Consider the following 20,832-nt stretch of genomic DNA (forward strand, 5'->3'; position numbering starts at 1 on the left):
TGGAACGACAAGCCACTGGACCGCACCCGCACCAGCCACCTCTCCCGCCTCGAACTCGCCCTCATTGCTTAACCAAATAAATGGGCAACAGGATCTCCGCTGGTGGCGCAGTTCGGGTGAGCGTCGCGGGTCGCGTTGGCGGTCGGCGGTTCGCGCGTCCACGACCGCGCGCCGGTCCGAGTCACTGCGCATGCGTTTGGTCTGGCGGCCGTCTGCCGCGTTTGGTGGGTGCCTAAGATCAAAGGCAGGTGCCTCCGGCGGGTGCTCTACAGCGGGCGGCGCCCCCTGCGGGTGTGGCCACGCCAACAACAAGTACTGCTAAAACACCCCCATGCGACCTGCCATCCCCGCCGCCGTCACCGAAGCCGAGCGTCTCGCAGCCGAAGCGGGGTTCACCCAGTCCTGCATTCCCGAAGTCGGGCGGCTTCTGCGCGCCGCCGTCGCGTCCAAGCCCGCCGGTGTGATTGCCGAGAGTGGCACCGGGTGCGGGGTCGGTACCGCCTGGCTGCACAGTGGGCTGGGTGCGGATGCGCGGTTGGTCACCGTCGAGCGTGAGCCGTCTCTTGCCGCGAGTGCCGGCGCGCGGTTTGCTGGCGACGCCCGGGTCGAGGTGCTCACCGGGGATTGGCGGCTGCTGGAAGCGCATGCGCCGTTCGATGTCTTCTTCTGCGACGGCGGGGGGAAGCGTGACGATCCCGAGCGCGTCGTGGACCTGCTCGCGCTCGGAGGGGTGCTCGTCATGGACGACTTCACGCCCGCCGAGGGCTGGCCGCCGTTGTTCGACGGCCAGGTCGACGAGCTGCGCGTCTTCTACCTCGGTCATCCGCGGTTGGCCGCTGCCGAGGTGCTGACCACCCCCGGGACCGTGGCGATCATCGCGACGCGGCTCGGGTGAGGGGTGGTGGGGTCCGCTTTCCGGTGGGGGAGTGGGGCTGCGGGGGATTGGGGCTGCCGGGGGTGAGGCTGCGGGCGGCCGGAGAGGGCACTGCCGGACCGCCCGCTCCCGTCACCCCTCCAGGTACGCCAACAGTTCTCGATTGAACTCAGCGGCGCGGGTGACGATCAGGCCGTGCGGTGCGCTCTGCATCCGCAGCAGGCGGCTGCCGGCGATTGCCTCGGCGGTGCGGGCGCCGGTGGACTCCACCGGCAGGACGGCGTCGGCCTCGCCGTGTACGACCAGGGTCGGCACGGTGATGGCCCGCAGGTCGTTGCGGAGGTCGGTGGTCGCGGTCTGGAGCAGGGTCTGTAGTGCGCCGCGGTGGGAGGCTGCGGCGGCGAGCATGACCATGCGGGTGTGCAGGGGCCGGGGCATCGCCGGGCGCGGGGCGGAGGTGCGGCTGACTTCGAAGAACTTGGTGGCGAAGCGGTGCAGGAAGCTGACGCGGTCGTCGGTCAGGCAGCGCTGGTACTCGCGCAGCTTTGTGTCCTCCAGGAAGCCCTCGGGGTGCGTGTCGGTGCGGCGCAGGTACGGGCCCGCCGCGGAGACCAGCGCCAGCTTGGACACGCGCGGGTTGCCGAAGCGGCTCAGGTACCGCACCGCCGTGTTGGCGCCGGAGGAGAAGCCGACCAGTGTGGCATCCCGCAGGTCCAGGTGCTCCAGCAGCATGTGCAGGTCCGCGGCCAGGGTGTCGGGGTCGTAGCCGCCGCGCGGCTTGGCCGAGGCGCCGAAGCCGCGGCCGTCGTAGGCGACCACGCGGTGCCCGGCCGCCAGCAGGTCGGGGATCTGGAACTCCCACTGGCCGATGGACAGCGGCCAGCCGTGGAGCAGTACGACCGGTCGGCCGGCGCCCCGGTCCTGGTAGTGGATGTCGACGGGAAGGTGGTTCTCCTTGTCGACCGTCACCCGCGCCATGATTCCGCACCCTTTTCCGGTTCCGGGGGCGGGGAACTTCCCGTCCACACTTGAAATGGTCGCGGAAAGTGGCCTCCAGGTCACTGTTCTGATGCACATGGCTGACGGCTCGCGGTTGTGGCGGGGGATAACCGCCGCGCACGCCACGGCACGCTCCGGGGTGCGCTTGTCGGCACCGGGCCGTAGCCTGCCGACTATGGGTTCTGCCGAAGCGCACGTCGAAGCCGGTGGTCGCAGCGTCCGGATCTCCTCGCCGGACAAACTTCTCTTCCCCGACGCCGGGGTCACCAAACTCGGGCTCGCCACCTACTACGCGAGCGTCGCCGACGGGCTCTTCCGCGGCCTTGCCGATCGCCCCGTGGCCCTGAACCGCTTCCCGGACGGCCTGGGCGGCAAGTCCTTCTTCACCAAGGCCGCGCCCAAGGGCCTGCCGGACTGGGCCTCGACCGCGCGCGTCACCTTCCCCAGCGGCCGCACCGGCGACGAGGTCTGCATCACCGAGCCGGCCACCGCGCTGTGGACGGTCCAGATGGGCACCCTGGAGCTGCACGGCTGGCCGGTCCGCGCCGCCGACACCGACCACCCCGACGAGCTGCGCATCGACCTGGACCCGCAGCCCGGCACCGACTTCGCCGAGGCCGTCCAGGTCGCGGGCCAGGCGCGGGCGCTGTTCGAGGAACTGGGCATCCGGCCCTTCGTGAAGACCTCCGGCGGCCGCGGCCTGCACCTGCTGGTCCGCATCGAACCGCGCTGGACGTTCGTCGAGGCCCGGCGCGCGGTGATCGCCCTGGCCCGCGAACTGGAACGGCGCCACCCGGACCTGGTGACGACGTCCTGGTGGAAGGAGGAGCGCGGCGAGCGCATCTTCATCGACTTCAACCAGATGGCCCGCGACCGCATGACCGTGGCCCCGTACTCCACCCGGGCCCGCCCCGAGGCGCCGGTGTCGATGCCGGTCCGCTGGGAGGACTTGGCAGATGTGGTGCCGGGGGACTTCACGGTGAAGACCGTCCCGGACCTGTTCGCCAAGAACGGCGATGCGAACGCCGAGATCGACGAGGTCGCGCACAGCCTGGACGCGCTGCTGGAGATGGCCGACCGGGACGAGAAGGACCGGGGCCTGGGCGACCTGCCGTATCCGCCGGACTTCCCGAAGATGCCCGGTGAGCCCAAGCGGGTCCAGCCCTCCAAGGCGCGTGCCACTGACCAGGAAACAGGGAGCTGAGATGGCGGACATGAACCTGCCGGTGACGCCTCCGGTGGAGCCGATGCTTGCCAAGTCCGCGGCCAAGGTCCCCAGCGGCGACTACCTCTACGAGCCCAAGTGGGACGGCTTCCGCTGCCTTGTCTTCCGCGACGGGGACCAGGTCGTGCTCGGCAGCCGCGGCGGCAAGGAGTTGGGCCGCTACTTCCCGGAGCTGGTTGAGTCGTTGAAGGCCGCGCTGCCGCAGCGGTGCGTCGTGGATGGCGAGATCGTGGTGGTGGTCGAGAGTCGCCTGGACTTCGACCGGCTCAGTGACCGCATCCATCCCGCGGCGTCACGGGTGAAGCTGCTGGCGGAGCAGACGCCTGCCTCGTTCGTCGGCTTCGACCTGCTGGCGCTCGGTGACCGGGACTTGACGGCCGAGCCGTTCACCGAGCGCCGCGCGGCCCTGGTCGAAGCGGTGGCGGAACACCCGCACGTGCATGTCACCCGCGCCACCGACGATCCGAAGCTGGCCACCACCTGGTTCCAGCGTTTCGAGGGTGCCGGTCTGGACGGCGTGGTGGCGAAGCCGTCGCAGGGTCCATATACCCCTGGCGAGCGCAGCATGGTGAAGGTCAAGCACGAGCGCACCGCGGACGTGGTCGTGGCTGGCTACCGCCTGCACAAGAGCGGCCCGATCGTCGGCTCCCTGATGCTCGGCCTGTACGGGCAGGACGGCGTCCTGAACTACGTCGGCGGCTCCAGCGCCTTCACCATGGCCCGTCGCGCGGAGCTGATCGACGAACTCGCGCCCTACCTGCTGCCCGAGGGCGAGTCGCATCCCTGGGTGGACGCCGCCGAGGAGGGCGAGGACGAACACCGCCGCCCCGGAACGCTGAACCGCTGGAACGCCGGCAAGGATGTGTCCTTCATCGCGCTGCGCCCGGAGCTGGTCTGCGAAGTGCGCTACGACCAGCTGCAGGGCGACCGGTTCCGGCACAACGGACGCTTCGTGCGCTGGCGGCCGGACCGGGAGGCGAAGTCGTGCTCGTACGAGCAGCTGGAGGTGCCGGCGGCCTACGACCTCGCGGACGTGTTCGGGGGCTGATGCGACGGGAGCGGCTGAGCGGTCAGCGGCGGGCCTTCGCCTTCACGTCACGCACCACTTCGCGCAGGATGAAGAAGAGGTAGCACAGGACGAGAGGCGTCACGGCGACCACGAGCGGCCAGATGAGCAAGCCGACGGGCACTGGAATAGTCGTGATTCCCGGAGGACTGGCGAGCACGAAGGCCACGCTATCCGCCGTGCATTCGCTGTGTTCGAATTGTGAACCCCCGATGTGACTCTGGCGTCTCAGCCACCGATCCGTCGATATGGGGGAAGAACCTTGAGACGCCATCTCCGCACCGCCACCGCACGCGTGGGCGCCGTGGCCATCGCCGTGGCCACGATCGGCCTCACCGCGCCGGCCGCGCATGCCGACACCACTCCGGTGGAACTGCCGCCGCTGGTCGCCGCCGGGCCGAACTTCAACCAGGACCTGCGGACCGAGGTGAACTACTGGACCCTGGCGCAGATGGCCTCCGTCGGGCTGAACGACGACGGCCAGGACGCCACCGAACCGGCGAGCGGCTGGGACGACCTCAGTGCGCCGTGGTCGACCCAGGGCCAGGGACTCATCACCAAGACCGCCGGGAAGCTGTTCTTCGTCCAGAAAGACGTCGACAGCGGGGCGCTCGTCCCCGACTCGTGCTCGGCGGACGTCGTGACCAGCGGCAACCAGAGCACCGTGGTGACCGCCGCGCACTGCGTGGCCGTCCACACGCCGTTCGACCTCGGCGCGCCCTTCGGCATGGGCAACACCGTGGTCACCAACATGGTCTTCATCCCGGGCTACAACGGCGCGGCCCTGCCGCGCGGCACCACGAGCACGGCGCTGCCCGGCAAGGACATCGCGCCGTTCGGGGTGTGGGGCGCCACGCGGGCGTGGATCACGAACACCTGGAGCAACAGCGCCGACTTCGCCCTGGGCCACGACATGGCCGCGATACTGGTCGCCAATCCCGACGACCCGCGGCCGATCGCCCAGGTCACCGGCGCTCAGCAGATCGGCTTCAACCAGCCGCAGAACCAGTACGAGTACATGTTCGGCTACCCGCAGACCAACGAGCGCAACTGGTACTGGTCGAACAACAACAACGGCACGAAGGCCAGCAACGGCGAGCCGCAGAACCTGTGGCGCGGCTTCGACGGCCGCACCTTGAACGTCACCCGCGGCCAGTCCCAGCCCGACGCGGTCTACGCCAACGACGTGCTGAACACCGCGCAGGCCCCGGGGTGCAGCGGCGGGCCGTGGCTGCAGAACTTCGACCCCTCGACCGGGACCGGTGTGCAGACCGGTGTGAACTCCCGGTACCAGAACCCGTCCCAGGGACCGAGTCCCCTGGGCTGGCTGAACTGGTTGCAGGGCCCGCAGATGGAGGCCACGCACTTCGGGGATGAGGAGCAGGCGGTCTGGCAGGCCGCGCAGAACGCTTCGCTGTAGCGGGGCGCTTGCGCGTCGTTGTGACAATGAGGGCAGGTCGCGGGAAGCCGTGGCCTGCCCCTCGTCGCCAGCTGTGGCTTACGCCGACAAGAACGCCTCGGCTGTCGGAGCGAGCAACGGCGACATGAAGATGTTGTAGTGCGTGGTCCCCGGCAGCACCGCCAGTTGATGCGCTCCCGGACGCCCGGCCGCGTCCCATCCGGCGTCGCGCTCCCCGCCGCCGAGCAGTGCCCAGAAGTCGCACACGTGCTGCATCGAGTACATGTCGGCGTCGGCGAATACCAGCTGCGTCGGCACCTGGATGCCGCGGATCTCCTCGGAGTAGTCGAACGGCTGCTGCAGCCAGTCGCCCATCTTGCCGACCAGCGTCGGGAAGTCCTGCGGCCGCGGGGCCGTGCGCTCGTACAGCTCCCACATCGGTGTCTGCTTCATGAACGCCGCCGCCTCCGGCGACATCTGCCGCTGCTGAGCGCGCACGTCCTCATAGAAACCGTCCTGGCGGAACGGGAACGACACCACGACCAGCCTGCGCACCGCGTCCGGGTGCTGGATCCCGCACCGCAGCGCCGCGCCGCCCCCGAACGAGTAGCCCATGACGTCCGCGCGTCCCAGCCCCAGGTGCTTGATCAGGGCGGCCACGTCGTCGCCGAGCGTCTCCACCCGGATCGGGCGGTCGGCGTCGGCGGTGCGCGCGTGGCCCTGCAGGTCCGCGGTGATCACCCGGCGGCCGGCGGTCAGCGCCGGCAGGATCGGCGCCCAGTTCTCCGTGCCCTGGAAGCCGCCGTGCAGCAGCACCAGCGCCGGGTTCTCGGCGGTGACCTCGGCGTCGCCGTGCTCCTCGTAGTACATCGACAGGCCGTTGACGTCGGCATAGCTCATGTTCGGGCCCTTTCCTCGCGGATCGCTTCGCCAGGTTGGACGACGCGGACCCGGCGGACTCATCGCTCGCAGCCTTCCTACTTTCCCAGCCGTCCGCCACACTCGGCGTCCTCGGCGCTACCTTGATCGCCATGGAACTGCGCCAGCTCGAGTACTTCGTGGCCGTCGCCGAGGAGCTGCACTTCGGCCGGGCCGCCGAACGGCTGCACATCGGGCAGCCCGCGGTCAGCCAGCAGCTGCGGCGCCTGGAGCGGGAGCTGGCCGCCGAGCTGTTCGACCGCTCGCCGCGCCATGTGCGGCTCACCCCGGCCGGCGAGGCGCTGCTGCCGCAGGCGCGCGACGTGCTGGCCGCCGTGGCCCGGGCCCGGTCCGCGGTGGCGCAGGCCGCCGGCGCCCGCCCGGCGCCGCTGCGCATCGGCACCAGCTCCGGGCTGGGGGAGCGGCTGGAGATGGTGCTGGACGAGCTGGTCCGCCTGGCCCCGGACCTGCCGGTCGAGCTGGTGATGGCCGGGCCCACGCCCGATCGCCTGGACCGGGTCGCCGACGGTTCGCTGGACGCGGCCTTCGTCCGCGGCACGGTGCCCGACGAGGGCCGGGGCCTGCGGGTGGTTCCGCTGTGGCGGGACGAGGTGGTCGCCGCCGTGCCGGCCCGCCACCCGGTCGCGCAGGAGCCGTACGCCACCTTCGCCGCGCTGGCGCCGCTGGGCCTGCGCCTGACCGAGCGCCGCAACAACCCCGCGCTGGTGGACCTGGTCGTCGGCGCCTTCCACGCCGCCGGCTGCGAGCCGAAGTCGGCGAATCCCTATACCCGCCTGGCCGACACCCTGGCCGCGATCGGCGCCGACGGCGCCAGCTACACCGTCATGTACGCCGCGCGCGCCGAGCAGATCCGCAACCGCCGCGTGGCCTTCCTGCCCTTCCAGCCGCCGGGGCTGCGCCTGATGACCCACCTGGTGGTCAGCCGTTCCCGGCCCACGCCGCATTTCAGCCTCCTGATGCAGGGCTGTGAGCTGGCGATGGGCGGCGATGAGGGCGCGGCCGGCGACCAGTGATCGCCGCGGCGATGAGGGTCCGGCCGGCGATCAGGAATCGTGATGGCAACCAGTGCCGGTCGCGTCTGGTTCGGATCCCCGCTCTGCGATGAACTTGATCTCGCAAGGGGGAACGGGCCGGAAAGGCCGGAACCGCCCCTGATCGCCAGGGAGAGCGCCATGCCGAACATCACCATCCAGCAGATGCCCAAGACCGCCGAGCAGAAGCGCGAGCTGGTCACCCGCATCACCGACGCGATGGTCGACGTGTACAAGGCTCCGGTGGAGACCATCCACGTGTGGTTCCAGGAGGTCACCACCGAGGACTACGCCGCCGGCGGCCAGCTGCTGGCGGACAAGCTCGCCAAGAAGTAGCCCGGCTGCTACAACGGTCCCTATGCGGATCTTCATCAGCGCGGACATGGAGGGGATCACCGGGCTCGTGGACGCCGACGACGTCCAGCCCGGCGGCCGCGACTACGAGCGCGGGCGGCTGGCGATGACCGGGGACGTCAACGCCGCCGTCCGCGGTGCCGTGCGGGCCGGCGCCACCGAGATCGTCGTGAACGACGCCCACGGTCCCATGCGCAACCTGATGACCGAGAGCCTGCACCCCGCCGCGCGCCTGATCCGCGGCAAGCCCAAGACCATGGGCATGATCGAGGGCCTCACCGGCGACTACGACGCCATGCTCTGCGTCGGCTACCACGCCCGCGCCGGCGCCCACGGGGTGCTCAGCCACAGCTTCATGGGGCACGAGATCGAGGACATGTGGCTCGACGGCGCCGCCACCGGCGAGATCGGGCTGGTCCAGGCCTCGGCCGCGGCGCTGGGTGTTCCGCTCGTGGTGCTCACCGGCGACGACGCGGCTTGTGCGGAGGCCACCGCGTGGGACGACACTGTCGCCACGGTGCCGGTGAAGTACGTGCGCAGCCGTTTCGCCGCCGAGCTGCGCCCGGAGAACGAGGCGCGGGCGGCGATCGAGGAGACGGTCGCCAGGGCGCTCGGGGAGAGCCGCCGTGGCGCGGGCGGCGAGTCCGGCGGCTCTGGCAAGCCCGGCGACTCCAGCGAATCCACAGACTCCAGCGAATCCAGCGAATCCAGCGGCTCCAGCGCGCCGACCGCGACCCTGGCCGTGCGCTGGCAGTCCTCGGCGGTGGCCGAGATCCTGCTCGGCATCCCCGGCGTCACCGCCGTGGACCCGCGGACCGTGCAGGCCGCCGGCACACCGCCGGACCTGTTCCGTCAGTTCGGAGTATGGATGCGGGTCGCCTCCGCGCTGACGAATCAGGCCCCTTACTGCTGATCGTTCCGACCGGTCACTCCCGGCGGCTCAGTCGTCCTCGTCGTGCCAGTGCCGCGAGGCCTGCTGCTGCAACAGGGCCGAGATCTCGTTGGAGTCGTTGAAGACGTCCAGGACACCCTGGATGTCCGGCACGGCGGCGGCGTTGACCATCACCACGAAGATGAGCGTGCGGCCGTCGTCGGTGATCAGGTATCCGGCCTGGCTCTGGTCGGCGATCGACAGGCCGTTGTTGAGCAGGTCCTGGCCGATGACGGTGCCGGGCTTGGCGAACACCTTCCCCCGGGCCGGGCACGCGGTGCAGGTGCTCGCGTTCGAGCCGTCGACGCCCAGGATCGGCAGGGAGTTCCGGAAGGCGGCGGCGTCGGGGGTCCTCAGCCAGTAGGCCAGGATCCCGGCCAGGCCGTTCGGGGTGGCCCGCTCGGTCGCGTCGCCGCCGCGGCCGTCGTCGAGCTGGAACTGGGCCGGATCGACGTGCGCGACGTCCCGCAGGAACGCCTGCTCGACCGGGAAGGCGTCGAAGCAGTCGGTGCTGCCCTTGAACACCGCGATGTTGCACAGCGCCAGGTTCGCGCCGAGGTTGTGGCTGACCTTGAGGATCAGCTTCGCGTACTGGCTGTAGGGCGGGGAGACGTACTTGGCCACCTGCGGATCGCCGGTGTAGCCGGCCGGCAGCAGGTTCTGCGGGTTCGCCCCGGTCGGTGCCGCCGTGACGGTCACCCCGGCCCGGCCGAGCGCCTCGATCAGCGCGGTGCGGCCGAAGGCGTTCGGGTCCTGGATGCCGGAGGTGCGCAGGACCGGCTGCGCGCCCGCGGCGATGGTGCCGGACAGGGTGATGTGCGTGCCGTCCGGCGAGGCCGAGACGGTGATGTTCGTGGTACCCCCGGCGGCCACCGTCTGCACGGTCGAGGTCACGGTGTACGGGGCGACCTGCGGACGCCACATCAGCTGCGCCGGCTGGCCGGCGCTGGTCGGCGTGGTGAGCAGGTCGATGAGGTTGTCGTTGATGATCAGCGGGGTGGGCTGCGGGTCCAGCGGCGGCGGGGTGAAGATCCGCGGGTCGATGACCACGTCGCCGGCGACGTGGGTGATGCCCGAGTCGCGCACCTGCTGGGCGATCATGTCGAGCCCGGCCAGCGGGTCCTCGGGGGTCAGGGTCGCCCCGGGCAGGTCGTTGGCGTCGGTGTGGTCGATGTCGGTGTAGGCCACGGAGCCGTCGGGCTTGGTGCGCCCGCCCATCGTCAGGTCGCCCTGCGCGACCAGCGCCAGGTTCCCGGTCAGCGTGGAACCGGAGAGCGTGCCGACCGAGTACACCGGGGTGGTGAAGCGGTGGTCGGGGCCCAGGGTGTGCCAGGCCGAGGAGATGGTGACCAGCTTGGTGTCCGAGCCGGGGATGAAGCCCTGGTTCGGGAACTGGGAGTGGATCGTCTCGTGCTTCGCCGGGTCCACCTCCAGCACGCCCCACTGCGCGTGCTTGTAGGCGGGCTTGTCCATGATGGCCTTGATCGCGGGCCCGAGGCTGTCGTCGCCGGCCACGGCCGCGGGGCCGGTGGCGACCGAGGCGGCCAGGGCCAGAAGGGTCATACCGGCGGCAGCCTTCGTCCGCAGGCCGGTGGGGTGCATCCGTCTCATGAGGCGCATCGTAAGTGGCTGATATGGGGCAGATCGCGACCTCCGCCTCGTGCCGGGGCAGCGTCATCCGGTCGGCCGATCCCAGACAGGTACCACCAGGACCTGTCAGGACGCACCCCGCGCATCTAGCCTGGAGATCATGGACGGCCGAGACGAGTTCCGCGACTTCCTCACCTCCCGCCGCGCGCGCATCACCCCCGACCAGGCCGGCCTGCCCGCCTACGGCGGCGCCCACCGCCGGGTCCCGGGCCTGCGGCGCGAGGAGGTGGCACTGCTGGCCGGGGTGAGCGTGGAGTACTACACCCGGCTCGAGCGCGGGAACGCGCGCGGCGTCTCGGAGAGCGTGCTCGACAGCCTGGCCCGGGCCCTGCAACTCGACGACGCCGAGCGGGCCCACCTGTTCGACCTGGCGCGCGCCGCCAGCGCCGGGGGTGGGGGCGGCACCGGCCACGGTTCGCGACCCCGCCGGGCGGCCAAGCAGCAGGTCAGGCCCATCGTCCAGCGCATCCTGGACGGCATGGAGGGCACCCCCGCACACGTCCGCAACGGCCGCTTCGACTCGCTGGCGGCCAACCGGATGGGCCGCGCCCTGCTCGCCCCGGCATACGAGGGACACCAGGGACCGGTGAGCATGGCGCGCTTCGTGTTCCTGGACCCGCGTGCCGAGGAGTTCTACGGCGACTGGGAACGGACGGCCAACGACATGGTCGCCGCGCTGCGCTCGGAGGCCGGGCGCAACCCCTATGACAAGGCACTGACGGACATGATCGGAGAACTGTCGACGCGCAGCGAGTTCTTCCGCACCCGCTGGGCCGCGCACAACGTGCGTTTTCACAACACCGGGCTGAAGCGCTTCCACCACCCGGTGGTGGGGGACCTGGAGCTGGCGTACGAGGCGTTGGAGCTGACCGACGGCACCGGGCTGGTGATGAGCGTCTACAGCGCCGAGCCCGGGACGCCGTCGCAGGAGAAGATGGCGCTGCTGGCCAGCTGGGCCGCGACGGTCGAGCGCGAGGAGGCGGACTCGCGCCCGGCGGGGTGAGGGCGAGGAGCCTCACAGCTCCGGGAGTTGCTCGCCCCGGTGGGGATAGCGTCCGACTTCCAGCCTGAAGATGTACGCGCGAAGGTCGGCTTCGAGCCCGTCCGCGAGGTAGCCGAGGAACTCCCGCAAGCCCTCGGCGGCGTCGAGCGATTCACCCCCGGGGTCGATGTCCAGCACCTCCAGGGTTGCCGAGACGGCGTCGACGACGCGCTGCCGGCCGTGCCACCACGCGCGAACCGCCGCAGGAGTCCAGTGGTCGTCGCCGTCGCACGCGTAGCCGACGTACGGATCCGCCTCGGCCGCCTGCGCCAGCGCCGCGACCTCGTCGGCATCGCGGGGCTGGCGGAAGACGTGCTCTGCGAAGTATTCACCGGCGTAGATCACGTTGTGGGGCGCGCTCAGGCGGCCGGTCCAGCAGTTGTCGGTCATCCCGGTGTAGAACGGCCCAGGCACGTTCAAGACACTCAGGTCGGTCCAGCGGTCGTAGAACGCTCCACGATCCGTCTCCGACAGAGCACTGACGGGGTCCCACGAAGCATAGGCGGATTCCACACCGGGCAGGCTACCGGTGCCTGATCGGCTGTTCGAATCCGCCGCCCGGGTTCCGACCGCCAGGCCTTGGCTTGCCCGGCCTCAAGCCGCCCTACTCGGCCACCAACCAAGCCGCCGCATCCACCGGCAGCACCCTGTCGTCGTCCACCACCTCCGAAGCGAGCAGCACCCGATACCCCGCCGGCAACGCCACCGGCGCCGTCGACAAGTTCGCGTAGCACACCACCTCGCCGCGCCGGAACGCCAGAACGTCGGGTGGCGTCGTGATCCACTCCAGCGGCGCTCCGTCGCCCAGGCCCCGGTCCCGCCACTCGCGGCGGATGCGGAGCAGGGCTTGGTAGTGCGACAGGGTCGAGCGGGGGTTCTGCTCCTCGGCGGCGGCCGTGTGGTCCTTCCAGTCCGGCGGCTGCGGGAGCCAGGGGTCGGCGGTCGCCTGCTCCGGCGAGAAGCCGAACGGGGGTGTCGCGCCCGACCAGGGCAGCGGGACGCGGCAGCCGTCGCGGACCGGGCCGTCGTGGTCGGTGTAGCGGCGGTTCGGGTCCTGCCATACCGACGGCGGGAGGTCCTCCACCTCCGGGAGTCCCAGCTCCTCGCCCTGGTACACGTACGTGCCGCCGGGCAGTGCGTTGATCAGCTGCGCCGCCGCGCGGGCCCGGCGCTCGCCGAGGGCGTGGTCCACCGGGGTGCCGTACAGGCGGCGCGCGTCGGACAGGGAGGTCTGGCTGCGGCCGTAGCGGGTGGCGTGGCGGATCACGTCGTGGTTCGACAGCACCCACGTCGGCGGTGCTCCCACCGCGGCCAGGACGCCGAGCGTCGCGTCGATCTCCGAGCGCAGTGCCGAGGCCTCCCACGGGCAGCTCAGCAGCCCGAAGTTGAACGCCGTGTGCAGCCGGGACGGCGTCAGGTACCGTGCCACGCGCGCGGCGTCCGCGACCCAGGCCTCGGCGACGAACACCCGCTCGCCCTCGTAGGAGTCCGCGACCCGGCGCCAGTCCTCGTAGATCGCCAGCGTCTCGTCGCGGTCGAAGTACGGATGGTCCCTCGCCACGCCGTCCAGCATGCCGCCGGCGGCGCGCGAGGCCAGATCGGGGAAGCCGGGGTCCTTGGTCAGGCCGTGGGCCACGTCGATGCGGAATCCGTCGACGCCCAGGTCCAGCCAGAAGCGCAGGATGTCCTCGAACTCCCGGCGCACCTCGGGGTTGGTCCAGTCCAGGTCCGGCTGCTCCGGCGCGAACAGGTGCAGGTACCAGTCGCCGGGCTCGCCGTCGGCGTCCACGGTCCGGGTCCACGCCGGGCCGCCGAAGATCGACGGCCAGTCCGTCGGCGGCTGCGAACCGTCGGCGCCGCGCCCCGGCCGGAAGTGGTACCGGGCGCGGGCGTCAGACCCCTGCGAAGCGGCCAGTGCCTCCTGGAACCAAGGATGCTGATCCGATGTGTGGTTCGGGACGATATCGAGTATCAACCGCAGGCCGTGCTCGTGCGCGTCGGCGATCAGCCCCTTGGCGTCCTCCAACGTCCCGAACAGCGGATCCAGCCGCCGATAGTCGCTGACGTCGTACCCGGCGTCCACCTGCGGCGAGGCATACCAAGGGTTCAGCCACAAGGCGTCCACCCCCAGCGCCGCCAGATACGGCAGCCGCGACCGCAGCCCCGCGACGTCCCCGACCCCGTCGCCGTTCCCGTCGGCGAAGCTGCGGATGTAGACCTGATAGATGACGGCGTCACGCCACCAGCTGCTCATATGTTTCACTCCGAGATGAGAAGGCTGAGAAGAGGAGGAAGGGCCTAAACGCGCTCGACACGCCACACATGGAACGCCGGCCCGTCGGACGGCAGCTGAACGCCAGGGCGCAGATCGGGACCGCCGAGCAGATGCGAGGCGGCGAACGGAACGGTCAGCGGCGCGTGCGCCGCCCGGCTCACCTGCACCACCAGCGTCTCCTCGGGCCGGGCCCGCTCGAAGAGCACCATGTCGTCGGAGGCGTGCAGCCAGCGCAGTCCGCCGGAGCGCAGCGCCGCGTGCGAACGCCGCAGCGCGATCAGCGAGCGGTACACCTCATACGTACCCTGATCCCACGTGCTCTCATCCCACGGGAACGCCCGTCGCCCGTCCTCGCTATGCAGCGCTCCGGCGACGCCAACCTCGTCCCCGGCGAACACCATCGGCAGCCCCGGCAGCGTCATCAGCAGCGCCACCCCGAGCGCCTGCCGCCCGGCCCCGCCGACCAGCGACCGGAAGCGCGGCATGTCGTGCGAGTCCAGCAGCGTCATGTTGTGCGTGACCGAGCGCCAGGGGATCAGCGCCGCGAACTCCCGCATCACCGCGGCCATCTCCGCACCGCCGAGCGACGGCGGCCGGCCCGGCACGCCCCACAGCTCCGGCGTCCCGGCCTCGCCGAGCCAGCCCAGCACCGGCCGCGTGAACCCGGCGTACGCCATCGTCCCGTGCCAGCCGTCGCCCTGAAGCGCCGCCGAGGCGTCGAACTGATGCTCGGCCAGCAGTAGGGAATCCGGCGCCGTCCGCAGCAGCGTCTCACGCACCGCCCGCGCCATCCGGGCGTTCAGATCGATCGCGCCGTACCGCCCCGCCGACTGCGCCACGTCCACGCGCCAGCCGTCCAGCCCGAACTCCGCCGGATACCGCGCGATCACCGAATCCGGGCCCTCATACAGTCGGCGCCGCATCTCCTCGGAGCGGTGGTCGAGCTTCGGCATCGAGGGCACGCCGTAGAACGACGCGTACTGGCTGCGGTCGGCCCCGAAGTAGTAGAACCCTGCTTCCGGGCTCGCCGGGTCGGCCCGCGCGCGCTGGAACCACGGATGCAGGTCCCCGGTGTGGTTCAGGGTGATGTCGCCGATGACCTTGATCCCGCGCAGGTGGGCCTGCGCCGTCAGCTCCTTGAGCGCTTCATCGCCGCCGAGCAGCGGGTCGACGACGTCGAACGACGAGGCGTCGTAGCGGTGGTTCGACCGCGCGGGGAAGAAGGGCGTCAGGTACACCGCGTCGATCCCGAGCCCGCGCAGGTAGTCGAGCTTCTCCGCGACTCCCCACAGCGTGCCGCCGTAGACCTGCTTCACCCCGTTCGGCGTGCCGTAGGCGACCGGTTCGTCCCACGCGGTCGGAACGGCCCAGTCCGGCAGCGCGCCCACCGGATGCGCCTCCGAGCGCGCGAACCGGTCCGGGAAGATCTCGTACACCACCGCGCCCTCGGCCCACGCCGGCGGCGGGTCGTACGTCGAGAGGCGGAAGTCGGCGCTGTCGGTGACGTCGACGTCGCTGAGCCCCGTGCCGTTCAGCCACAGCCGCCGCCTCGTCGCCCCGGTCTGTCCGGTCTCGATCAGGAACCGGTATCCGAGCTCGGTGTTCACCACCGGCACGCTCGCGCGCCACCAGATCTCGTCGCCGTCCTCCCGGTCCACCTGCGCTTCGGTGTAGGCCGGCTCGCCGTCGGGGGTGGTGCGAACGTGGACTCCGCGCGCCGCCAGGGCTTTCGACGTTCGTACGAACACCTCGGCCTTCTCCCCGACGCGGGGCGCGGGATCGCCGACGTACAAAGGCGAGCCGTCGTGGTGGGCCGAGGGACCGAGAGCGGGGGGATTCACGACGCAGACGCTAGGCAAACGTGTCGTGATCCGTAAGGGGTTGCCGATGTTTGCCGCCGTGTTTCACTCTTTTGCTTCCGTGTTTCGCAACGCAACACCTATAGTGCGGCGCATGTCTTCTCGACTCGACGACATAGCCCGCCAGGCCGGGGTCAGCAAAGCCACGGTCTCCCGCGTGCTCAACGAGCGTCCCGGTGTCAGTCCCCAGCTGCGCAAGGCGGTGCTGACCGCCCTTGACGTCCTGGGCTACGAACGCCCCTCCCGCCTGCGCCCGCGCAGCGCCGGCCTGGTCGGCCTGCTCCTGCCGGAGCTGGAGAGCCCGATCTACCCGCTGTGCGCGCAGGTCATCGAGACCAACCTGTCCCGGCAGGGCTTCACGCCGGTGCTGTGCTCCCAGACGCCTGAGGGCGCGGGGGAGGACGAGTACGTCGGCATGCTGCTGGACCGCGGCGTCTCCGGCGTCATCTTCGTCTCCGGCATGCACGCCGACTCCGGCCAGGACCACTCCCGCTACCGGGACCTGGTGGCCCAGCGGCTGCCCCTGGTGTTCGTCAACGGCTTCATCCCGAACCTGGAGGCGCCGTTCATCTCCTGCGACGACCGCGCCGCCGGCGAGCTGGCCGTGGCGCACCTGGCCGAGCTCGGGCACCGCCGCATCGGGCTGCTGCTGTCCTCCGACCGGCACATCCCGGCCCGCCGGCAGCTGTCCGGCTACCGCACCGCGATGGAGACCGGCTTCGGCGCCGGCGGCTACGACCCGGACCTGGTGGACATCTCCTTCCCCGGCGTCGAGGGCGGGTACGCCGGGGCTTCCAGGCTGTTGCAGCGCAACGTCACGGCCATCGTCTGCGGCTCGGACATGATGGCGCTGGGTGCGATCAGAGCGCTGAGGCAACACCACAAGCGGGTCCCGGAGGACGTTTCCGTGATCGGTTACGACGATTCGGTCCTCATGGGCTACACCGATCCGCCGCTGACCACCGTGCGCCAGCCGGTGCTGTCGATGGGCGTCGCCGCAGCCCGGACGCTGATCGACCAGATCCGCGGGGTCACCATCCGCAAGACCGAGTCGCTGTTCTTCCCGGAGTTGGTCGTGCGGGCCTCCACGGGGCCTCTTGCAGAAACGTAGAAACAGCGGTGCACGGATCTGAAACGGCGACGCAAGAAGCTGCAACGGATTGTCCGGCCCGAGTTTCCGGTTAGGGTCTGCCGTGTTAACAGCGAGTCACGGCCGGATCCCGCTGCGATCAATGCTCTGACCTGTAGCGCAGAGGCCGGGCGTCGGGTGCCTCCCATTGCCCGCCCTGCCTACCTTCCCTTTCCGCAACCACTGACCAAAGGGGTCATGGTGAGATTCCGTCCCTCCTTGACGACCGCCGCTGTCGCGGTCGTAGCGGCAGCTCTTTCCCTGACCGGCTGCTCGAGCTCGGCCTCGAAGTCCGCCTCGAGTTCGAGCTCCACGCCGACCGCGTCGTCTGCGTCGTCCTCCAGCTCCTCCGCGGCGGCCGCGCCGTCCTCGTCCTCCAGCGCGCCGCCGGTCCGCGACCCCAACACGGACCTGGTGATCTGGACCGACGCCCAGCGCGCCCCGGTGCTCCAGCAGTTCGCACAGAGCTTCGCCGCCGCCAACGGCATATCGGTGAGCGTCCAGCCGGTGGCCACCGACCTGCAGTCGGCGTACGTCACCGCCACCGCCGCCGGCAAGGGTCCGGACATCGTGGTCGGCGCCACCGACTGGATCGGCAACCTGGTACAGAACGGCGCCATCGCGCCGCTGCCGCTGACCGCCGGGCAGAAGGGCTCCTTCGAGACCACCGCGCTGAACGCCGTCACCTACAACGGCCAGGTCTACGGCGTGCCCTACGCGACGGAGAACCTCGCGCTGATCACCAACACCGGCGAGGCCGCGGCGAACCCGGCGACGTTCGAGGACATGGTGGCCAACGGCCAGGCCGCGGTGAAGGCCGGCAAGGCCTCCGAGGCGCTGGCGATGCAGATCGGCCAGCAGGGCGACCCCTACACCGCGCAGCCGCTGATGGGCTCGGCCGGCGGCTCCATCTTCGGCACCAAGGCCGACGGCAGCTACGACCCCGCGCAGGTGGGCGTCGACGGCACCGGCGCCAAGGCGTTCGCCGCGCAGCTGGCCAAGTACGGCGAGAAGGGCCAGAACGTCTTCAAGCGCTCCATCGACGCCAACAACGCGGTGTCGCTGTTCACATCCGGCAAGTCCCCGTACCTGATCTCCGGCCCCTGGGCCCTGGAGCAGGTCCGCAAGGCCGGCCTGAAGTACGCGATCAGCCCGGTCCCCGGCTTCGCCGGCATGGGCCCCTCGCAGCCGTTCGTCGGCGTGCAGGCCTTCTACGTCTCGGCCAAGGCCAAGAACACCGCGATCGCGCAGGAGTTCACGCTGAACTACCTGACCAAGAAGGACGTCGAGGAAGCCCTCTACAAGGTCGACCCGCGTGCCCCGGCCCTGACCGAGGCCTACAACGACGTGTCCAAGACCGACCCGGACATCGCCGCCTTCCAGGCCGCGGCCGCGCACGGCGTGGTGCTCCCGCAGATCCCCGCGATGTCCGCGGTGTGGGGCCCGCTCGGGATCGCCGAGGCCGCGATCGTCGGCGGCGCGGACCCGAACACGTCGATGACGAACGCCGCGACGCAGATCAAGGCCGCCATCGCCAAGGGCTAGCAGACCTGAAGTCCCTTTCCACCCCCCAAAACCTTCGTGCGGTGCGGTGTCCCGACCTTGCCCCCGGGCCGCCGCACCGCGCGGAGCCGACAGAAAGCAGGGGAACGGCCCATGACTGCAGCCCCCTATGAGCGCGCCGCGCGCTTGTCGTGGCCGCGGGTCGTCTTCGTCGGGCTGGTCGCGGCCTTCGCGGTCCTCACGATCCCGACGCTGGTCGACAAGCACTCGTGGACCGGGGTGGCGATCAGCGTCGCGGTCACCGCGATCCTGGCCTATTTCTACCTGACCCCGAAGCGGATAGCCGCCCGGTTCCTGGTGCCCGGCACCATCTTGCTGCTGGCGTTCCAGGTCTACCCGGTCGCCTACACGATCACCACCGCGTTCACCGACTACGGCGACGGACACCGGCTGAGCCAGTCCCAGGCCGTGGCGCAGATCGAGGCCGACTCCGTGCTGGAGCAGCCCGGCGCGCAGCGCTACGAGCTGTCGGTGGCGACCAAGACCACTGATACCTCCGGTGCTTTCGTCTTCTTCCTCACCGACCCGAACGGCAAGGTCGAGCGCGGCGACGCCTCCGGCCTCACCCCGGTGCCGGACTCGCAGGTCACCAAGGACCAGTTCACCGGCAAGGTGACGACCGCGGCCGGCTGGCACATCCTGACCGGCATCCAGGTCAACGGCCTGGGCCAGCGGCTGTCGACCTTCGCGGTGCCGACCTCCGGCGGCTTCATCAAGTCCGTGGGCCTGTCGGAGGCGTACATCGGCCAGTTCACGATGAAGTACGACGCCGCCGCGCACACCATGGCGGACACCCGGACCAACACCGTCTATAAGGCCTCCGGCGGGGAGTTCAAAGCGGCCGACGGCTCCGGCAAGACGCTGCCGATCGGCTGGAAGGTCGGCGTCGGGTTCAAGAACTTCACCTCGGTGCTGACCGACGCGGCCATCCGCGGGCCGTTCCTGAGGGTCCTGATATGGACGATCGCCTTCGCCGTCCTGTCGGTGCTCACCACGTTCGCCCTGGGGCTGCTGCTCGCGGTGGTCATGGACCATCCGCGGATGCGAGGCCGCAAGCTCTACAGCTCCCTGCTCCTGCTGCCCTACGCGATGCCGGCGTTCATCTCGACCCTCGTCTGGGCCAGCATGTACAACAAGGACTTCGGTCTGCTGAACAAGATGTTCGGCACACACATCGACTGGCTCGGCAGCCCCTGGTCCGCGCGCGGGTCGGTGTTGCTGACGAACCTGTGGCTCGGCTTCCCCTACATGTTCCTGGTCTGTGCGGGCCTGTTGCAGGCCGTGCCGCAGGAGCTGAAGGAGGTCGCGCGGGTCGACGGAGCCTCACCGTTCCGCGTGTTCCGCTCGGTGACCATGCCCACGGTGCTTGTCGGGGCGATGCCGCTGCTGATCGCGTCCTTCGGCTACAACTTCAACAACTTCAACGTGATTCGGCTGCTCACCGACGGTGCTCCGTACCCGTCCGGCAGCTCCACGGCCGGTGACACGGACATCCTGATCAGCTACACCTACCGGCTGGCGTTCGGTAGCCAGGGCGCACAGTACGGCCTGGCCTCGGCCATCTCGTTCCTGCTTTTTGTGCTGGTCGGCCTGATCTCTTATGCCGGCTTCCGGCAGACCCGGCAGTTGGAGGAGGTCTACGCGCGATGAAAGAGCATCTGTGGTGGCGCCACCTGATAGGCCTGGCGGCTCTGGTCTTCGCGCTCGTCCCGATCCTGTTCCTGATCTCCGCGGCGCTGAACCCGGTCGGCACGTTGTCCACGACCTCGCTCATCCCAAGCGGCGCAAGCCTCGCCAACTTCACCAAGCTGTTCCACGACCCGAACTCGCCGTATGTCCGCTGGTACGTCAATACCCTGGTGATCTGCGGCTTCTCGTCACTCCTCAACGTGCTGATCGGCGTCAGCGGTGCGTACGCCTTCTCCCGGCTGAGTTTCCGGGGTCGGCGGCCAGGGCTCACCGGCATCCTGCTGGTGCAGATGTTTCCGAACTTCCTTGCGCTGACCGCGCTGTACCTGCTGTTCATCAACATCGGGAACGTGCTGCCGGCGTTCGGGCTGAACACAACGCTCGGCCTGATCCTGGTCTACCTCGGCGGCGCGATGGGCGTGAACACCTGGCTGCTCAAGGGCTACCTGGACACTATTCCCGTAGAGCTGGACGAGTCGGCGCGGATCGACGGTGCCACCGAGGCACAGGTGTTCTTCCGCATCATCCTGCCGCTGGCGCGGCCGATGCTGGTGGTCGTCGGGCTGTTCTCGTTCGTGTCGTTCCTGAACGAGATCCTGCTGGCCGGGGTGTTCCTCACCGACACCAACCACAAGACGCTGGCCGTGGGCCTGTACGGCCTGGTCTCCGGCAACCACAACACCGACTACGGCGAGTTCGCCGCCGGGTCGCTGCTCGCCGGTGTTCCCGTCGTCCTGATCTACCTCTACCTGCAGAAGTATCTCGTCAAGGGCTTGACGGCGGGCGCCGTCAAGGGCTGATTCGCTG

Annotated in this window: 19 protein-coding genes; 12 read left to right on the forward strand and 7 right to left on the reverse strand. The window is 70.1% G+C overall.

What is annotated here, in order from left to right:
* The first annotated feature begins 331 nt into the window (after nucleotides 1-331).
* A complete protein-coding gene (locus tag ABIA35_RS24215; RefSeq protein WP_370342811.1) occupies nucleotides 332-895 on the forward strand; it encodes an O-methyltransferase in 564 nt (187 codons plus the stop codon).
* A 111-nt stretch (nucleotides 896-1,006) separates the two neighbouring features.
* Here the strand turns inward: ABIA35_RS24215 and ABIA35_RS24220 are convergent, their stop codons facing one another.
* Nucleotides 1,007-1,852 carry an alpha/beta fold hydrolase gene (locus ABIA35_RS24220; protein ID WP_370342813.1) on the reverse strand — a complete coding sequence of 282 codons (846 nt, stop codon included), beginning with the start codon at nucleotides 1,850-1,852 and terminating at the stop codon, nucleotides 1,007-1,009.
* A 196-nt stretch (nucleotides 1,853-2,048) separates the two neighbouring features.
* On the opposite strand from ABIA35_RS24220, the gene ligD reads away from it, so the two are divergent.
* Both ligD and ABIA35_RS24230 read left to right on the forward strand, forming a co-directional pair.
* Entirely contained in the window at nucleotides 2,049-3,077 is a 1,029-nt protein-coding gene (ligD, locus tag ABIA35_RS24225; protein ID WP_370342814.1) for a non-homologous end-joining DNA ligase, read from the forward strand.
* A gap of 10 nt (nucleotides 3,078-3,087) precedes the next feature.
* Nucleotides 3,088-4,146 carry an ATP-dependent DNA ligase gene (locus ABIA35_RS24230; protein ID WP_370359539.1) on the forward strand — a complete coding sequence of 353 codons (1,059 nt, stop codon included), beginning with the start codon at nucleotides 3,088-3,090 and terminating at the stop codon, nucleotides 4,144-4,146.
* A gap of 22 nt (nucleotides 4,147-4,168) precedes the next feature.
* Here the strand turns inward: ABIA35_RS24230 and ABIA35_RS24235 are convergent, their stop codons facing one another.
* Nucleotides 4,169-4,333 carry a hypothetical protein gene (locus tag ABIA35_RS24235; RefSeq protein ID WP_370359419.1) on the reverse strand — a complete coding sequence of 55 codons (165 nt, stop codon included), beginning with the start codon at nucleotides 4,331-4,333 and terminating at the stop codon, nucleotides 4,169-4,171.
* 93 nt (nucleotides 4,334-4,426) lie between these two features.
* Here ABIA35_RS24235 and ABIA35_RS24240 point away from each other — a divergent pair, with 93 nt between their 5' ends.
* Nucleotides 4,427-5,584, forward strand: coding sequence for a serine protease (locus tag ABIA35_RS24240; RefSeq protein WP_370359420.1), 1,158 nt, complete (start codon nucleotides 4,427-4,429; stop codon nucleotides 5,582-5,584).
* A 78-nt stretch (nucleotides 5,585-5,662) separates the two neighbouring features.
* On the opposite strand, the gene ABIA35_RS24245 is transcribed toward ABIA35_RS24240, so the two are convergent.
* On the reverse strand, nucleotides 5,663-6,463 hold the full coding sequence (locus ABIA35_RS24245; protein ID WP_370359421.1) for an alpha/beta fold hydrolase: 801 nt from the start codon (nucleotides 6,461-6,463) through the stop codon (nucleotides 5,663-5,665).
* A gap of 131 nt (nucleotides 6,464-6,594) precedes the next feature.
* Here ABIA35_RS24245 and ABIA35_RS24250 point away from each other — a divergent pair, with 131 nt between their 5' ends.
* The 3 genes from ABIA35_RS24250 (at nucleotide 6,595) to ABIA35_RS24260 (ending at nucleotide 8,800) form a co-directional block, all read left to right on the forward strand.
* Complete coding sequence (locus ABIA35_RS24250) at nucleotides 6,595-7,515, forward strand: LysR family transcriptional regulator (RefSeq protein ID WP_370342818.1); 921 nt, start codon at nucleotides 6,595-6,597, stop codon at nucleotides 7,513-7,515.
* 159 nt (nucleotides 7,516-7,674) lie between these two features.
* On the forward strand, nucleotides 7,675-7,869 hold the full coding sequence (gene dmpI / locus ABIA35_RS24255; protein ID WP_370342819.1) for a 4-oxalocrotonate tautomerase DmpI: 195 nt from the start codon (nucleotides 7,675-7,677) through the stop codon (nucleotides 7,867-7,869).
* Nucleotides 7,870-7,891: 22 nt separating this feature from the next.
* On the forward strand, nucleotides 7,892-8,800 hold the full coding sequence (locus tag ABIA35_RS24260) for a M55 family metallopeptidase (protein WP_370359422.1): 909 nt from the start codon (nucleotides 7,892-7,894) through the stop codon (nucleotides 8,798-8,800).
* Nucleotides 8,801-8,827: 27 nt separating this feature from the next.
* On the opposite strand, the gene dacB is transcribed toward ABIA35_RS24260, so the two are convergent.
* A complete protein-coding gene (gene dacB, locus ABIA35_RS24265) occupies nucleotides 8,828-10,429 on the reverse strand; it encodes a D-alanyl-D-alanine carboxypeptidase/D-alanyl-D-alanine-endopeptidase (RefSeq protein WP_370359423.1) in 1,602 nt (533 codons plus the stop codon).
* 139 nt (nucleotides 10,430-10,568) lie between these two features.
* On the opposite strand from dacB, the gene ABIA35_RS24270 reads away from it, so the two are divergent.
* The gene (locus ABIA35_RS24270) at nucleotides 10,569-11,471 is read left to right on the forward strand and encodes a helix-turn-helix transcriptional regulator (RefSeq protein WP_370359424.1); all 903 of its coding nucleotides are present in this window, start codon (nucleotides 10,569-10,571) and stop codon (nucleotides 11,469-11,471) included.
* 12 nt (nucleotides 11,472-11,483) lie between these two features.
* Here the strand turns inward: ABIA35_RS24270 and ABIA35_RS24275 are convergent, their stop codons facing one another.
* From ABIA35_RS24275 to ABIA35_RS24285, 3 genes are all read right to left on the reverse strand, one after another.
* Entirely contained in the window at nucleotides 11,484-12,023 is a 540-nt protein-coding gene (locus ABIA35_RS24275; protein ID WP_370359425.1) for a hypothetical protein, read from the reverse strand.
* Between the two features lie 91 nt (nucleotides 12,024-12,114).
* Nucleotides 12,115-13,764, reverse strand: a complete 1,650-nt coding sequence (locus ABIA35_RS24280) for a glycoside hydrolase family 13 protein (RefSeq protein WP_370359426.1) — start codon at nucleotides 13,762-13,764, stop codon at nucleotides 12,115-12,117.
* 44 nt (nucleotides 13,765-13,808) lie between these two features.
* Nucleotides 13,809-15,626, reverse strand: a complete 1,818-nt coding sequence (locus ABIA35_RS24285) for a glycoside hydrolase family 13 protein (protein ID WP_370342826.1) — start codon at nucleotides 15,624-15,626, stop codon at nucleotides 13,809-13,811.
* 112 nt (nucleotides 15,627-15,738) lie between these two features.
* Here ABIA35_RS24285 and ABIA35_RS24290 point away from each other — a divergent pair, with 112 nt between their 5' ends.
* From ABIA35_RS24290 to ABIA35_RS24305, 4 genes are all read left to right on the forward strand, one after another.
* Nucleotides 15,739-16,755 carry a LacI family DNA-binding transcriptional regulator gene (locus tag ABIA35_RS24290; RefSeq protein ID WP_370342828.1) on the forward strand — a complete coding sequence of 339 codons (1,017 nt, stop codon included), beginning with the start codon at nucleotides 15,739-15,741 and terminating at the stop codon, nucleotides 16,753-16,755.
* A gap of 237 nt (nucleotides 16,756-16,992) precedes the next feature.
* Nucleotides 16,993-18,318: an extracellular solute-binding protein gene (locus ABIA35_RS24295; protein WP_370359427.1), complete on the forward strand. Its 1,326-nt coding sequence runs from the start codon at nucleotides 16,993-16,995 to the stop codon at nucleotides 18,316-18,318.
* A gap of 111 nt (nucleotides 18,319-18,429) precedes the next feature.
* Nucleotides 18,430-19,986, forward strand: coding sequence for an ABC transporter permease subunit (locus tag ABIA35_RS24300; RefSeq protein WP_370359428.1), 1,557 nt, complete (start codon nucleotides 18,430-18,432; stop codon nucleotides 19,984-19,986).
* Nucleotides 19,983-20,825, forward strand: coding sequence for a sugar ABC transporter permease (locus ABIA35_RS24305; protein WP_370359429.1), 843 nt, complete (start codon nucleotides 19,983-19,985; stop codon nucleotides 20,823-20,825). Before ABIA35_RS24300 ends, ABIA35_RS24305 begins: the two co-directional genes overlap by 4 nt.
* The last annotated feature ends 7 nt before the right edge of the window (nucleotides 20,826-20,832 follow it).

Origin of the sequence: Catenulispora sp. MAP12-49 (assembly GCF_041262705.1) — a bacterium.
In the GTDB taxonomy this organism is placed as follows: domain Bacteria; phylum Actinomycetota; class Actinomycetes; order Streptomycetales; family Catenulisporaceae; genus Catenulispora.

Coding starts and splice junctions, on each gene's coding strand:
- ABIA35_RS24270 (WP_370359424.1), top strand. CDS start 10,569: ATGGACGGCCGAGACGAGTTCCGCGACTTCCTCACCTCCCGCCGCGCG.
- ABIA35_RS24305 (WP_370359429.1), top strand. CDS start 19,983: ATGAAAGAGCATCTGTGGTGGCGCCACCTGATAGGCCTGGCGGCTCTG.
- ligD (WP_370342814.1), top strand. CDS start 2,049: ATGGGTTCTGCCGAAGCGCACGTCGAAGCCGGTGGTCGCAGCGTCCGG.
- ABIA35_RS24300 (WP_370359428.1), top strand. CDS start 18,430: ATGACTGCAGCCCCCTATGAGCGCGCCGCGCGCTTGTCGTGGCCGCGG.
- ABIA35_RS24250 (WP_370342818.1), top strand. CDS start 6,595: ATGGAACTGCGCCAGCTCGAGTACTTCGTGGCCGTCGCCGAGGAGCTG.
- ABIA35_RS24280 (WP_370359426.1), bottom strand. CDS start 13,764: ATGAGCAGCTGGTGGCGTGACGCCGTCATCTATCAGGTCTACATCCGC.
- ABIA35_RS24220 (WP_370342813.1), bottom strand. CDS start 1,852: ATGGCGCGGGTGACGGTCGACAAGGAGAACCACCTTCCCGTCGACATC.
- dacB (WP_370359423.1), bottom strand. CDS start 10,429: ATGAGACGGATGCACCCCACCGGCCTGCGGACGAAGGCTGCCGCCGGT.
- ABIA35_RS24230 (WP_370359539.1), top strand. CDS start 3,088: ATGAACCTGCCGGTGACGCCTCCGGTGGAGCCGATGCTTGCCAAGTCC.
- ABIA35_RS24260 (WP_370359422.1), top strand. CDS start 7,892: ATGCGGATCTTCATCAGCGCGGACATGGAGGGGATCACCGGGCTCGTG.
- ABIA35_RS24290 (WP_370342828.1), top strand. CDS start 15,739: ATGTCTTCTCGACTCGACGACATAGCCCGCCAGGCCGGGGTCAGCAAA.
- ABIA35_RS24215 (WP_370342811.1), top strand. CDS start 332: ATGCGACCTGCCATCCCCGCCGCCGTCACCGAAGCCGAGCGTCTCGCA.
- ABIA35_RS24245 (WP_370359421.1), bottom strand. CDS start 6,463: ATGAGCTATGCCGACGTCAACGGCCTGTCGATGTACTACGAGGAGCAC.
- dmpI (WP_370342819.1), top strand. CDS start 7,675: ATGCCGAACATCACCATCCAGCAGATGCCCAAGACCGCCGAGCAGAAG.